General features: G+C 65.9%; 13 protein-coding genes. 4 read left to right on the plus strand and 9 right to left on the minus strand.

Annotated elements, in window-relative coordinates; genetic code table 11:
- Positions 1-114: 114 nt before the first annotated feature.
- Positions 115-1,092 carry a hypothetical protein gene (locus CLU90_RS13410; protein WP_100428148.1) on the plus strand — a complete coding sequence of 326 codons (978 nt, stop codon included), beginning with the start codon at positions 115-117 and terminating at the stop codon, positions 1,090-1,092.
- A gap of 39 nt (positions 1,093-1,131) precedes the next feature.
- On the opposite strand, the gene CLU90_RS13415 is transcribed toward CLU90_RS13410, so the two are convergent.
- From CLU90_RS13415 to CLU90_RS13445, 7 genes are all read right to left on the minus strand, one after another.
- Positions 1,132-1,872 (minus strand): hypothetical protein, encoded by a 741-nt coding sequence (locus CLU90_RS13415; protein WP_092713818.1) that lies wholly within the window; start codon positions 1,870-1,872, stop codon positions 1,132-1,134.
- 79 nt (positions 1,873-1,951) lie between these two features.
- Complete coding sequence (locus CLU90_RS13420) at positions 1,952-3,346, minus strand: efflux transporter outer membrane subunit (RefSeq protein ID WP_100428149.1); 1,395 nt, start codon at positions 3,344-3,346, stop codon at positions 1,952-1,954.
- The gene (locus CLU90_RS13425; RefSeq protein ID WP_232731192.1) at positions 3,343-4,530 is read right to left on the minus strand and encodes an HlyD family secretion protein; all 1,188 of its coding nucleotides are present in this window, start codon (positions 4,528-4,530) and stop codon (positions 3,343-3,345) included. The genes CLU90_RS13420 and CLU90_RS13425 overlap by 4 nt, the downstream gene beginning before the upstream one ends.
- Positions 4,517-6,211 carry an MFS transporter gene (locus CLU90_RS13430; protein WP_175539293.1) on the minus strand — a complete coding sequence of 565 codons (1,695 nt, stop codon included), beginning with the start codon at positions 6,209-6,211 and terminating at the stop codon, positions 4,517-4,519. The genes CLU90_RS13425 and CLU90_RS13430 overlap by 14 nt, the downstream gene beginning before the upstream one ends.
- A 188-nt stretch (positions 6,212-6,399) precedes the next feature.
- Entirely contained in the window at positions 6,400-8,811 is a 2,412-nt protein-coding gene (locus CLU90_RS13435) for a catalase (protein WP_100428150.1), read from the minus strand.
- Positions 8,812-9,051: 240 nt separating this feature from the next.
- Entirely contained in the window at positions 9,052-9,405 is a 354-nt protein-coding gene (locus tag CLU90_RS13440; protein WP_100428151.1) for a DUF883 family protein, read from the minus strand.
- A 333-nt stretch (positions 9,406-9,738) separates the two neighbouring features.
- The gene (locus CLU90_RS13445; RefSeq protein WP_198511209.1) at positions 9,739-10,152 is read right to left on the minus strand and encodes a DoxX family protein; all 414 of its coding nucleotides are present in this window, start codon (positions 10,150-10,152) and stop codon (positions 9,739-9,741) included.
- A gap of 187 nt (positions 10,153-10,339) precedes the next feature.
- Here CLU90_RS13445 and CLU90_RS13450 point away from each other — a divergent pair, with 187 nt between their 5' ends.
- From CLU90_RS13450 to CLU90_RS13460, 3 genes are all read left to right on the plus strand, one after another.
- Positions 10,340-11,320, plus strand: coding sequence for an alpha/beta fold hydrolase (locus tag CLU90_RS13450; RefSeq protein ID WP_100428152.1), 981 nt, complete (start codon positions 10,340-10,342; stop codon positions 11,318-11,320).
- A gap of 164 nt (positions 11,321-11,484) precedes the next feature.
- A complete protein-coding gene (locus CLU90_RS13455) occupies positions 11,485-12,228 on the plus strand; it encodes a sensor histidine kinase (protein WP_100428153.1) in 744 nt (247 codons plus the stop codon).
- 8 nt (positions 12,229-12,236) lie between these two features.
- Positions 12,237-12,884, plus strand: a complete 648-nt coding sequence (locus CLU90_RS13460) for a response regulator (RefSeq protein ID WP_100428154.1) — start codon at positions 12,237-12,239, stop codon at positions 12,882-12,884.
- Positions 12,885-12,928: 44 nt separating this feature from the next.
- On the opposite strand, the gene CLU90_RS13465 is transcribed toward CLU90_RS13460, so the two are convergent.
- A complete protein-coding gene (locus CLU90_RS13465) occupies positions 12,929-13,207 on the minus strand; it encodes a XapX domain-containing protein (RefSeq protein WP_034747181.1) in 279 nt (92 codons plus the stop codon).
- 74 nt (positions 13,208-13,281) lie between these two features.
- Complete coding sequence (locus CLU90_RS13470) at positions 13,282-13,968, minus strand: hydrolase (protein ID WP_035828118.1); 687 nt, start codon at positions 13,966-13,968, stop codon at positions 13,282-13,284.
- Between the last annotated feature and the right edge of the window lie 182 nt (positions 13,969-14,150).

The following is a 14,150-nucleotide window of genomic DNA, read 5'->3' on the forward strand; positions in this document are numbered from 1 at the left end:
AAAATCGCCCCCTGCGGGCAAGGAAGCGAGGGACCGGCCGGCAGGCCGCGCTCCCTCGCTTTCATCTATCTGGCATACTGCGCCCATTCTCCATGAACGCAATCTGCCCTGCCTATGAATTACCGCACCCCGCTCGTCCTGCTGATGGTTTCCGCGCTGCTCGGCGCCTGCTCGGACAAGACCGCCCCCGCCAGCGCCGGCCTGGCAGCTGACGTGGTCACCGACGTTCCCGCCGCCGCTGCCGCGGCAGACACGGCATCGGCCGAACACGTGCCGCCGCCGGCCGCCACCGCCCCTCGGACGGAAGCGATGAACACGCCCCAGGCGCGCGAACGCGAAGTGGGCATGATGCGCGCCGTCTTCGGCAAGGACTACCGCAGCGACAGCGAAGATGCGCTGGCCGACCTGTCCGATCCCGACAACCACGTCGACAAGCTCAGTTACGTGGTCAGCGCCGTCAGCCACAAGCTGCTGCCCGATGGCCGCGCCATCCTGGTGGCGAATGCGGAAACGGCCAACACGGAAGGCACGGCCGAATCGGCGCATGCCTCGCCGGGACTGTTGAACGTCTTTTTCCTGGCGCCCAAGGGTCAGCCGGAAGACGGCCAGTGGCAAGTCGTGAAACGCCTGGAAAACATCGCCGGCCTGGGATCGTCGGGGCAGCTCGGCGAGGTCCACTGGGTCATGCTGGGCGCGAACAAGCCGGGACTGGCGATCCGCCATGGCTATACGGGCCAGGGTTACACCATCACGCAACTGGCCCTGTTTGAAATCGGCGACGACAAGGTCACCTCGCTCGATGGCGGCATCGACCTGTATTCGGACAATATGGGCGCCTGCGGACCGGATACGGACGAGTGCTGGATGGTCAAGGGAAACTGGCGCTTCGCGCCGGCGCGCAATGGCGGCGCCTATGACGACTTGCTGATCGATTTCAAGGGTGCCACCGAGAAGATCAAGCCCGGCGTCGCGGTCAAGCCGGACGAAGACCCGCCGCGCATCGCCACGCCCCTGAACGGCCACGCGCGCTATGGTTTCGATGGCAAGGGATACAAACTGGTCGAGGGCAAGAACCCGGTGCCCGGCGTCTAATGGGATCAGACCCGCCGGGTCTGATCCCACGTAAGCCAGCTACTTGCGCGCCGCCTCCAGGCGCGCCAGCAGCGGCGCATACATGGAACGCGTATGGCTGCTCCAGCGCGCCATGGCGCTGTCGATATCGAGCAGCAAACGCTCCGACAACACCTTGTCGCCCTGCTGCAGCGCCCAGATCGCGCACTCGGCGCGGCATTCGAAGCTGTTGTAGCGCGTCAGCGCGTCGTCGAATTCCGCCTTTGCTTCCACTTGTCGCCCGCTTTGCGCCAGCGCGCGCGCCGTCAGCAGGGACACCATCTCGGGACGAAAATGCATATCCGTGCGGCGGATGAATTCCAGGTGCGTCAGCGCGTCGGCGCCCCGTTCGCACTCCAGGTAGGCGCGTGCCGCGCCCAGGCGAATTTCCAGGTCCGATGAAAACGCTCCCTGCAGGCAGGCTTCGTACGTCGATGCCGCTTCGCGCGCATTGCCCGCTTCCAGCTGTGCGCTGGCAAGACGCATCTGATTTTGCGCCGTCGGCGTGTACTCGAAGGCCGCTTTCGCCTCGCGCAATTCGCGGTTCGGATCGAGCACCTGCACGGCTACCGACGCGACCTTGCGCGCGCCTTGCGGCAGGCGCGAATTGGGCAGGTAGATGGCGAAGAAATACACCACGCTGCCCAGCAGCGGGAACATGAATAAAATGAGCAGCCAGTACAGCTGCTGCCCGTTGCGCACCACGTGGATCGCAAAAAATACCGCGATCAGGATATGGATGCCTATGCCAAAAATCGTCATGCTGCGACCTCGTTCGTGATGGAAGCGGCTGGCACCATGCCGCCGCTTTTCCAGGCCAGATAGTACACCGGCGCTGCAGCTATTGTCCGCCGCCAGCCGACCAGCCGCCGCCCATGGCCCGGTACAGGTCGACCGAGGCGACGAGGATGCGCGTCTTCAGTTGCAGCAGTCCCACGTCCGCGCTGTACAGGGTGCGCTGGGCGTCGAGCTCCTCCAGGTACGAGGCATAGCCATTGCGGTAGCGGTTGTGCGCGATGCGCAAGGTGTCGGCGGCAGCGGCGCGGCGCGCGTCGTTTTCCACGGCTTGCTGCTGCAGCCGGTAGATGGCGCCCAGGCTGTTTTCCGTTTCGGCGAAGGCATTGCGCACCACGTTTTCATACGCATACACGAGCTGGTCGCGCTGCGCGCCGGCCGCATCCGTCTGCGCCTGCACCCGGCCGCCATCGAACAGGGGGCCGGCCGCCAGCGCCGTCAGGCGCCACAGGGCAGTCGGCGCATGCAGGAAATCGGTCAAAGTCGTCGCTTGCCCGCCGCCGACGGCCGTCAGCTTGAACGAGGGCAGCAGCTGGTCGCGCGTGGCGGCCAGGCTGGCGTTGGCGGCCGCCAGGTTGTGTTCCGCGCGCGCGATGTCGGGCCGCCGGCGCAGCAATTCCGACGGCAGGCCGGCCGGCACGCCGGGCGCCGCCAGCTCGGCCAGCGGCAAGCCGCGCGCGATGGGGCCGGGATTGCCGCCGACGAGGACGGCCAGCGCGTTTTCCTGTTCAAATATCTGCCGCTGCAGCTGCGGCACCTGCTCGGCCGCCGCATGGTATTCCGATTGCGCCTGCAGCCATTCCAGACGCGAGCTGTAGCCCACCTCGAACTGCTTGCGCGCCAGCTCGCGCGACTGTTCCCGCAGCTGCAGGGTCGATTGCGCCAGCGCCAGCTGCGCGTCGAGTCCGCGCAGGTTCAGGTAACTCGTCGCCACGCTGGCGGCGATCGACAGGGCCGCCGCATCGAGGCTGGCCTGCTCGGCGCGGTAGCTCTCGCCGGCCGCATCGCTCAGGCTGGCCAGCCGGCCCCACACGTCGATTTCATAGCTGGCCTGCAGTTCGGTCTGGAAGACGTTCGTCACATACGGCTTGCCGCTGGACGCCAGGGTGCGCGTGCGCGTGGGCGAGCCGTCGAAGGCCAGGTTCGGTGCCCGGTTCGCATCGGCCTGCGCCAGGCGCGCCCGGTATTCCTGCACGCGGGCGCGCGCCACGCGCAAGTCGCCATTGCGCGCCAGCGCCTCGCCTACCAGGTCGCTCAAGACCGGATCGCCAAAGGCTTGCCACCACAGCTGCTCGACATGCGCGCCGCCAGAAGCGCCATCGGCAGCAGGCGCGCGCCAGCCGGACGGCAGCTGCAATGCCGATGCGGGCTGCGGCGGGGCGTGGGCGGCGCAGCCGGCCAGCGCCAGCGCGGCGGCCATCAGCACCAAACGGCGCTTCATGGCTTGGCCTTCTTCGGTGCAGGCGGCGGCGCCGGATTCTCCGCCGAGTCGTTCAGCACGGCGGACGTGTCGACGCTGACCACCACCGACATGCCCGGCACGAGCCGGCGCGCATTCGCCTGGCCCGGGTCGATACGGATGCGCACGGGAATGCGCTGGGCGATCTTGAGGTAGTTGCCCGTCGCATTATCGGCCGGCAGCACGGAAAACTCGGAACCCGTGGCCGGCGAAATGCGTTCCACCTGTCCCGTCAGCACGGCGCCGTCGAGCGCGTCGACGTGGAAGGTGGCGCTCTGCCCTTCCTGCACGCCGTTCATCTGCGTTTCCTTGAAATTGGCGATCACCCACATCTGGCGCGGCACCAGCGCCATCAGCTGCGCGCCCGAATTCACGTAGGCGCCCTGGCGCACCGTCACCTGACCCAGCTGGCCGTCGGACGGCGCCACGATGCGCGTGTTATCGAGGTCGATCTTGGCCGCCTTGACGGCCGCCTGCGCGTTGGCCACGGCCGCTTCCAGCGCCTGCTTGTTGACCACCACGCTATGCACGCTTTGCTGGGCGATGTCGAGATTGGCGCGCGCCTGCGCCAGCGCCGCCGCCATCTGCGCCTGCGTGGCGCGCGACTGGTCGTGTTCGCGCTGCGACAGCGAACCGTCGGCCACCAGCTGCTCCACGCGATTGAGGTCGGCGCTGGCCTTGCGCGCCTGCGCTTCCGCATTCGCCAGCGCCGCCTCGCTGACGGAAATGCCCGCCTGCGCGCTGGCCTTTTGCTGCGTCCAGTTCGACAGCGCCGCCTGTTGCGCGGCCAGCTGGGCCTGCGCCTGTTCGTAGCGTTGCTGGTAGATGCGGTCGTCGATGCGCACGAGCAGCTGGCCCTCCTTGACGTCCATGAAATCCTGCACCGTCACTTCCACCACATAGCCGGACAGCTGCGTGCCGATGATGGTCACCTGCCCCCGCACGGTGGCGTTTTCCGTCGTCACGATGGGACTGGTGAACGGCGGCAGACGCCACGCGTACAGCACGATCAGCACGCCCACCAGGGCCACGGCGGCAAAGGCCAGCGCCGACAGCCACTGGTGGCGGCGGTCCGGCTGCGCCGTGGAGGCGGCGGGTGCCGGCGCTGGCGTGGGCACGGCGGCAGGCGTTGTCGGTGCTGGTGGCGGCGTATTATTTTCTGTCATTGCTCGGTTCCGAATTGGTAATGGGGACGATGGCCATGGCCGTCTGCGCATCGCGCACGGGGCCGACCAGGCGGCGCGCGCCGGTGGTGATGCGGGTCCAGGACTGGCTGACCAGCATCCAGATCAGGGTGGCGATGGCAACGCCGGCGATCATCAAAAAAACGTCGTTATAGGCCAGCACATTGGCTTCGCGCGTGGCGACGGCGCCCAGCCGCGCCACGCCCTGGGCGCTGCGCAAGGCGGGGTCCATCAGCACGCCGCCATAGCTTGACGCGCCCGACTGCACGCGCGCGGCCACCTGCGGGTCGAGCATGGTGAGATGCTCGACCAGGTAGCTGGAATGGTACTTTTCGCGCGCCGTCTGGATGGTGCCGACGATGGCCGCGCCGAGCAGGCCGCCCAGGTTCTGCGTCATGGTAAACATCACGGAAAAACTCACGAGGTTGCGCGGTTCGGCGATCACGGCGCCCATGCCGGCCACCATGGTGGGGCCGAGGAAATACGTGCCGCCGAAGGCCAGCAGGAACTGGCTCACATACATGTTGACGGGGCGCGTCTGGCTGGTGGCGTGCGCGTCGATCAGGGCACCAAAGGCGATCAGCAGCAGCGCGAACATCAGCGAGCGGTTCAGGGTCGCCGGATTGATCGTCAGGGCGCTCACGACGAGGCCCGCCACGCTGCCGAGCAGCACCACGATGAACAGGTTCTGCATCTGGTCCGTGTTCAGGCCCAGCGCCTGCAAAAAGCCCACGGCGCCCGTCGATTCGGACAGCACGATGCGAAACAGCAGCACCGATAAAAACAGCTTGGCGATCTTGCCCGTCGTGAGCCAGCGCGTGTTGAGCAGCGGACGCGCGCGGTTATGCTCGATGGCCAGCGAGGCGGCGATCAGCACGATGGAGCACGCCAGGCACACGCCCACCCATTCGGACTCCATCCACCACGCCGTGCGCCCCTGCGCCAGCACGGCGCACAACAGGGCCACGCCGGGCGCGAACAGGATGAAAGTAAGGAAGTCGAGCGGCTCGAACGTCTGCACGCGGTCGCCGGGCGGCAGCTTCAGGGCCAGCACGCAGCCCAGCGCCAGCAGGGCCAGTCCCAGTTCGAACAGGTACAGGCCGTGCCATTCGCCGATCTGCAGCAGTTCGGACGTAAAGATGCGCGCCAGCGGCAAGGCCAATTGGGCAAAGCCCAGGCCCAGCACCACACCCTTCAGGCGGTGCCGCGCGGGAAACGCCTGCAAGGTGTAGTACAGCCCCAGCACCCCCAGCGCGCCGCCCACCATGCCATGCGCGGCCCGCACGGCGATCGCCGACGACAGGGTATTCGCATACAGGTGGGCAAACGTCACCACCGCGTACAGCACGAGGAACGCTTCCGTAAACAGGCGCAGGCCGAACTGCTGGCGGAACTTCACCAGCAGCAGATTCATGGAAACGATGGTCATCACGTAGGCGGCCGGCAGCCACTGCATCTGGTAGGCATAGGCGCCCAGCGAACCTTGCAGGTTCAAGATGTTGGCCGTCACCAGGCCGTTGCCCAGTCCCCCCGTCAGCGCGACGATCAGGCCGACGATGAAATACGCGACACGCTTGGGCGTCGAATGTTCGGGCATCGATGGCGACCCGGGCAAGGTCGGGCGTTCGCCCGGCCCCCAGGTGCGCGGTGTGTACTTGTCCATGCGGTAATCGCGATCCGGTTTGCTGAAGCCGTTCCTTGCTGCTGTTATGCAGATAGTGGCAAATGAACAGTTCTAGTCAGCAGCATATCACCGCGGGACGTTTTCATTGTTTACATTCTTGCGCACTGTTGCGCGCCTTGCGGAGACAGGGCAAGCCAGGCCCGCCCTGTGCTCCGCTCAGGCGCGCCTCACACCCGCGGCGGATCCGTCTCGCGCGCAAACGCCCGGTGCGCGGCGAGCACCTTCTTGAACGCCGCCACGGCTTTCACCACGTCGGCGGAAGGCGCGACGATGATGGCGGGGTCCGGCTTGCCATCGGGCAGAGTCACTGGTATGCCCGCCTTGTCCAGCAAGTCCTTGCCGGCGCCGATGGCCAGCATCGGCTTGCAGTGGCGGTATTGCAGGCGCAGGAAGTCGAGCGCGTGGGCGTCGCTGCCCAGTTGCTGCACGGCGCCCTGGCCATCCGGCACCACGACGGCGTCGAACAGCACGCCAGGACCCGCTTCGAGCGAGATTTCCACGGCCAGCGGCGCGCCGCCGCTCGTGTCGACAGTTCCCAGGTGGCTGCCCGCCAGGCGCGGCACGGCGCCGTCGGCCAGCAGCGCGGCATAGATATTGCGCACCTGCGCGCCGTCGCTGCCCGCCCCCACGAGAATGGCCACGCGCAGGGTATGGATGCCCGTCTTGCCGGGGCGGAAAAAGAGCGACAGGGCGGGCGACGGCGGATACGCGGGCAGCGGTTCCAGCGAGGCGCGCGGCATGGCCGGCGGCAGGGCCAGGCCCAGGCCATCGGCCAGGCGCTGCGCCAGGGTCTCGTCGACGTTGCGCAGCATGGCGACGATGCGCTGGCGGATGGCCACCGTCTGCACCTTGCTCAGCTCAAAACGGAACGCGTGCACAATGTGCTCTTGTTCGACAGGCGTCTGGCTGATCCAGAACAGGCGCGCCTGGGCATAATGCTCGGCGAATTTCTCGGGCTTGCCGCGCACCTTGTCGCCTTCGGCGGACGCGGGAAAACTGTTGAAACCTTTCGCGCCCGCCTGGAACGGACAGCCGCCCGCCAGCGAGTTCGGTTCGTACGCGACCCGGCCCCGGTTGATGGCCTGGCGGTGCATGCCGTCGCGCTGGTTGTTGTGCACGGGCGCCAGCGGCGCATTGATGGGAATTTCGTGGAAGTTGGGGCCGCCCAGGCGCGTCAGCTGGGTATCGACATAGGAATGGATGCGGCCCTGCAGCAGCGGATCGTTACTGAAATCGATGCCGGGCACGATGTGCGCCGTGCAGAACGCCACCTGCTCCGTCTCGGCAAAAAAATTGTCGGGATTGCGGTTCAAGACCATTTTCCCGACGGGGATGAGCGGGACGACTTCTTCGGGAATCAGCTTGGTCGGGTCGAGCACGTCGAAGGGAAACGCTTCCGCCTGCGCTTCCGTGAAGACCTGGAAGGACAGCTCGTATTCGGGATACTCGCCGCACTCGATGGCTTCCCACAGGTCGCGCCGGTGGAAGTCGGAATCGGCGCCGCTGATCTTGACGGCTTCGTCCCACACGAGCGAATGCGTGCCGGCCATCGGCGACCAGTGGAATTTGCAGAACACGGACTGGCCCTTGGCATTGACGAGCCGGAAGGTATGCACGCCAAAGCCCTGCATCATGCGATAGCTGCGCGGGATGGCGCGGTCCGACATGACCCACATCAGCATGTGCGTGATTTCCGGCGACAGCGAGGCGAAATCCCAGAAGGTGTCGTGCGCGCTGGCCGCCTGCGGCATGCCATGGTGCGGCTCGGGCTTGACGGCATGGACCACGTCGGGGAACTTCATCGCATCCTGGATGAAGAAGACGGGGATGTTATTGCCGACCAAATCCCAGTTGCCCTCGTCCGTATAAAACTTCACGGCGAAGCCGCGCACGTCGCGCGCCGTATCGGTGGAACCGCGTTCGCCGGCCACCGTGGAAAAGCGCACGAAGACGGGCGTGCGCTTGCCCGCCCTGGCGAACGGCGCGGCGCGCGTCAGCTTGCTTTGTTCCTTGTAGCATTCGAAGTAGCCATGGGCGGCCGAACCGCGCGCATGCACGACCCGTTCGGGGATGCGCTCATGGTCGAAATGCGTGAGCTTTTCACGCAGAATGAAATCTTCCATCAGGGTGGGGCCGCGCAAGCCCGCCTTCAAGGAATTCTGGTTGTCGCCCACGGGCACGCCCTGGTTCGTCGTCAGCACGCAGCCGCTGTCGTCGCTGCGCGCGCCGTCGAGCGAGGCGTTGCGCGCATTTTCGCCCAGCGCGGGCTGGCCATCGCCCGTCTTCGGCGACGCTGTCGTTTCGCCCGTGGTGCTGGCCGTGGCCAGCGGTTCGCCCGCCGCCACATGCACGCCTTCGGCCGGCGTGCGCGCGGCCTCGCCATACTGGCCTTCTTCCTTGGGATTGACGGCCATGGCGGCGGACAACTGCTGGCCGGCGGCCGTCTTTTGCAGCAGGGCGCGGGTCACGTCATTGTCCGCGCCCAGGCTGTGCGGCGCATTGCTGTCGGATGGGCCGGACATGCTGCTCATGACGGAGCCAGCACCGTCCGTGGACGGCGTTTTCTTGTTGGTAGCCATTACGTCTCCTGTGAGTAGTTTGCCCCGGGAGAACGCTACAACTCCCTCATTCAGCGCACGAACAGGGCAATCAAAATAATGATGGGAATAGGTATGCCGATCAACCACAACAAAATGGAGCGCATCATCACTCTCCTTTACTGCTTGTTACTACCTTGTGCGCGTGGGCGTCGGCCCGCCGCGCCATGACGGCGAAGGGAACGGCGCCCACGACAAATCCTTTCCAGGAAGGCGCGGAACTTATTTACGCGAACCCAGCAGTTTGGACAGGCCATAACCGGCCGCAGCGGCAATCAGCAGGGACACGGCCGGGCGCTCGCGCACATAGTCGCGGCCCGTTTCGCCGGCGCGCTGGCAGGCGGCGCCCAGCTGTTTGCCGCGCGCCATCAGGCGTTCGGAAGCCTTGTTCACGCTGTCGCTGACCTGGCTGATGCGCTCACCCACCTGGTCCACGCCGTCGTGGGCGCGCGTGGCCACCTTGTCGGCCAGGGGCTGGGCCTGGCTTGCCACCTTGTCGATGGTGCGGTGCAAGTCCTGGCGCGCATCCTGGGCATTGCCATTCATATCGGAGCTGGTTTTTTCAATCGCGTTCATGATGGTTTCCTTTAACAGTGAATAATTTCAACCATGCTCGATGCCGTGACCGAATCATGATTCTCCTCGCTTCGGGGAAAAAGAAGCGGCTAAACGCTGCCGGGCTGAGCCATATCAAACACAGGATCAGCGGCAAGCTGTTGGCACTACCTTAACTGCCCCCGCCATGCGCCACCGTGCGCTGCCACACCTTGAGGCGCAGACTTAAATGCCTGTTGGAAATAACAATCCCCGCCAGCCTGGTGGGGTGGACGGGGATCGGGGTGAGACGGAGTTATTTAGGCGCAGGTCGGGTTAGCGGAGCGTAGCCCGACACATCGTTGACATCACCGCTTACGCCCGCAACCGCGCATCGAGCGAATAGCGTCCCGCGCCGCTGATGGCGAGCGTGCCGAAGACGATGATCAGCAGCCAGCCGAACTGGCCATCGGCGATGCTCCAGTCCGGGTGCACGAGCAGCATCGACACGCCCAGCAGGAACAGCAATGGCAGACAGGCCAGGCGCGTCAGCAAGCCGGCGGCGACCAGCAGCGGGCAGACGATTTCCGCGAACAGGGCGCAGTACAGGGTGACGGCGCGGCCCAGGTGCAGCGGGTCGTCGATGTGCGCCAGCTCATCGGAAAAATGCAGCAGCTTGGGCAGACCGTGCACGTGCAGCACCAGCAGCGCGCCCGTCAGGCGCGCAAACAGCATACCCGCATCGGGCAAAAAGGGGCCGGCCAGCGCCGCCATCCAGTTTTTCTTCATGATCGCTCCAGTGGGAAAGCCAGTCGGCGCGGCGCGCCGCTGCCAGCCATCATAGGCAGGCGGGCGCCTGGACGCGACTGGTCTTTTGGCAGAGGCGCCGGCGCGCGCGAAGGCCTAGACTGGCCGATGCCATCACTGGTCCAGGCCGTAACCGGCCTCCCTCCCCCATCCCCGAAGGAAATGCATCATGTCGAAGAAAATCGAAGCCGAAGAAGTCACTTCCCGCCGCAAGCTGCTCGTCAGCGTCGCCGGCGTGGCCGCCGGTGCGGGCCTGCTGGCCGCCGGTGGCGCCAGCGCCGCCGCCAAGCCTGCCGCTGCCGCCGCCACCGCGCCGGGCAAGCTCACCGTCAACAGCGTCACCGTCAAGGACGGCACCGTCATCCACTTCAAGGACTGGGGCACGGGCACGCCCGTCGTCTTCAGCCACGGCTGGCCGCTGCAGGGCGACGCCTGGGAAGACCAGATGATGTTCCTGGCCAGCCACGGCTACCGCGTGATCGCGCACGACCGACGCGGCCACGGCCTGTCGAGCCAGCCATGGCAGGGCAATGACATGGATACCTACGCCGACGACCTGGCCACCCTGCTCGACGCGCTCGACATCAAGGGCGCGACCCTGGTCGGCCATTCGACGGGCGGCGGCGAAGTGGCGCGTTATATCGGCCGCCATGGCGAAAAGCGCGTGGCCAAGGCCGTGCTGGTGGGCGCCGTGCCGCCGCAGATGGTCAAGTCGGATACCAATCCGGGCGGTCTGCCGATGTCGGTGTTTGACGGCATCCGCGCCGGCGTGCTGGCCGACCGTTCGCAATTCTTCAAGGACCTGACCGTGCCGTTCTTCGGCGCCAACCGTCCCGGCAACAAGGTCTCGCAAGGCATGCGCGACACCTTCTGGCTGCAGGGCATGCAGTGCGGCATCAAGAACGCCTACGATTGCATCAAGCAGTTTTCCGAGACCGACTTCACGGCCGACCTGAAGAAAATCTCCGTGCCGACCCTGGTGGTACACGGCGGCGACGACCAGATCGTGCCGATCGACGCGTCCGGCAAGGCCGCGGCCAAGCTCATCAAGAACGCCAAGCTGGTCATCTATGAAGGCGCGCCGCACGGCTTGCCGGCCACCCACAAGGACCGCCTGAACGAAGACTTGCTGGCCTTTATCAAGTCCTGATCCGTTCTTCGCTTCCCGCACCGCCGGCCCGCCCGGCGGTGTTTATCGTCCCCGCCGCCTAAAAAAACCGCCCGCCTCCCCCATTCGTATAACTGCCTTGCCTGACGGCGCGTGCATACTTGTTGCAATGCGGCATACGCCGCGACAGCGACAGGAGCACGGCGATGGCCAGCATGTATTATTCCCATCAGAAGCACGACGCCGGCCTGGCACAGGCGCAACGCCTGGGCGGCATGGACGGCATGGGCGAATTTGCCGCATCGGTCGCGCACGAGGTGCGCCAGCCGCTGGCGGCCATCGCGCTCAATGCCGATGCCGCCTTGCGCTGGCTCGATCACGATCCTCCGCGCCTCGACGAGGCACGCGCGGCGCTGGCCCTCGTAGCCAGCGCCGGCAGCCACGCCAGCGCCGTGCTGCGCAGCGTGCATGGGCTGGCCTGCAAGGCGCCGGGCAGCCACGATCATTTTGTGGCCGACGACGCCGTGCAGGACCTGCTGCCGCTGCTGCGCGCGCCATTGCAGCGCCACGCCATCCACCTGGAAACCCAGCTGGCACCTGGCCGCCCGCTGCTGCACGCCGACCCGGTGCAATTCCGGCAAGTCCTCCTGAACCTGCTGATGAACGCCATCGAAGCCCTTCGCGATACGAGCGGCCGCCCGCGCACGGTGCTGCTGTCTTCGCAACTGGATGGGGGCGTGCAGCATTTCAGCATCGCCGACAATGGCACCGGCATCGCGCCGCAGGCGGCAGGCCGCCTGTACGATGCCCTGTATTCCAGCAAGCCGGACGGCATGGGCATGGGCCTGGCCATCTGCCGCCGCATCGTCGACGCGCATGGCGGCCGCCTGTGGCATGCGCCCGGCGCACCCCACGGCAGCGTCTTCCACTTCACCCTGCCAGCTCAATGAAGACAACCATGGACACGACCATTCCCCCGGCCGATGCGCCGATTACCCTCCTGATCGCCGACGACCACCCGCTGATCCTGGCCGGCCTGGCCTCGCTGATCGCATCACTGCCTGGACTGCGCCTGCTGGGCCAGGCCGGCACGGGCCTCGCCGCCGTGGAGCTGTACCGGCAATTGCGGCCCGACGTGGTGCTGATGGATTTGAACATGCCGGAGATGCATGGCGTCGAGGCGATCGAGCGCATCTGCGCGGACGACCCGCAAGCGAAGATCGTCATCCTCACCACCTACCAGGGTGAGGACAGCGTGCACCGGGCCTTGCGCGCCGGCGCGCGCGGCTACCTGCTGAAGGACTCCGGCTTCCTGCAACTGACGCAATGCATCGGCCAGGTGGCCGGCGGCAGGCAATACCTGCCGCCCGAACTGGCGGCGCAGCAGGCCGGCCGCATCGAGGCGAACCGCCTGTCGAAACGCGAGCACGACATCCTGCTGCACCTGTCCGCGGGCATGAGCAACAAGATGATCGCGCGCAGCGCCGGCATCGAGGTGGGCACCGTCAAATTCCACGTGAATAATATTTTGACCAAGCTCAACGTATCAAGCCGCACCGAGGCGGCCACGGTGGCCGCCCGGCGCGGCTTGCTGGGCGCATTCTAGCTGCCGGGAACCGGGGTCAGGCCCGCCGGGTCTGACCCCGGCATTTACGCCGCATCATCATCCAACTTTGCCGCGGCCTTGGCCAGCGTTGGCTTCGCTTCCACGCCGCTGATTTTCGGCACGCATTCACTGCGCAGCCACGACACCGTCACGGCTTCGCCCGCCATCAGGCGCTTGACGCTGGGGACGATCTGTTCGCCGATCAGCATGCCCAGCAGGCCGATCAGGGCAATGGCTGGCGGCGCCGGCGAGCGTACCTGCAAGACGGCGTAGATGATGCCAACGAGCAAACCCACGGCCAGCGAAATCACATATAACTTCATGGCGCATTCCTTTCGATGAAAAAAAAACGCCGCGCGCGGTCAGGCGCGCGGCGCATGGCACAGCCGCGCGGCGATTACTTGGCCGGCACCGGCGCCAGGGTGGCGTGTTCGCCGTGGATGCGCTGCGGCGCCTTGTGCACCATCGTGTAGGCGTAGTCGACGCCCATGCCGTAGGCGCCCGAATGTTCGCGCACGATGGCCATGACGGCGTCGTAGGTTGCCTTGTGCGCCCAGTCGCGCTGCCATTCCAGCAGCACCTGCTGCCACGTCACCGGCACCACGCCGGCCTGGATCATGCGCTGCATGGCGTAGTCGTGCGCTTCCTTCGAGGTGCCGCCCGATGCATCGGCCACCATGTAGATTTCGTAGTCGCCTTCGAGCATCGCGCACAGGGCGAAGCTGTTGTTGCACACTTCCGTCCACAGGCCCGACACGACGACTTTCTTCTTGCCGTTGGCGGCCAGCGCATCGCGCACCTTCTGGTCATCCCACGAATTCATCGAGCTGCGCTCGAGGATATCCTTGCCCGGGAAGACGTCGAGCAGTTCCGGATAGGTGTGGCCGGAGAAGCTTTCCGTTTCCACCGTGGTGATGATGGTGGGGATGTTGAACACCTTGGCGGCCTTGGCCAGGCCCACGGTATTGTTTTTCAGCGCCTGGCGGTCCATCGACTGCACGCCGAACGCCATTTGCGGCTGCTGGTCGATGAAAATGATCTGGCAATTGTCGGGGGTAAGGACTTCCAGTTTCGGATTGGTCATGATGTCATCCATGAAAAAAAGGGTTGAGTGGGTACTGCCGTGCATCGTATGCCTGGCGCCGCGCCCGCACCACTATCTAAATATAGGCTGGCATGGTGATTGCCTATGGGAAATACCCCCTGCAGCAGGGCGGGCGCTGCGGTAAAATACCTTTTGCTCACCATGCTCCGACGACTCTTGAT

The sequence above is a fragment of the Janthinobacterium sp. 67 genome (genome assembly GCF_002797895.1).
Lineage (GTDB): Bacteria > Pseudomonadota > Gammaproteobacteria > Burkholderiales > Burkholderiaceae_D > Janthinobacterium.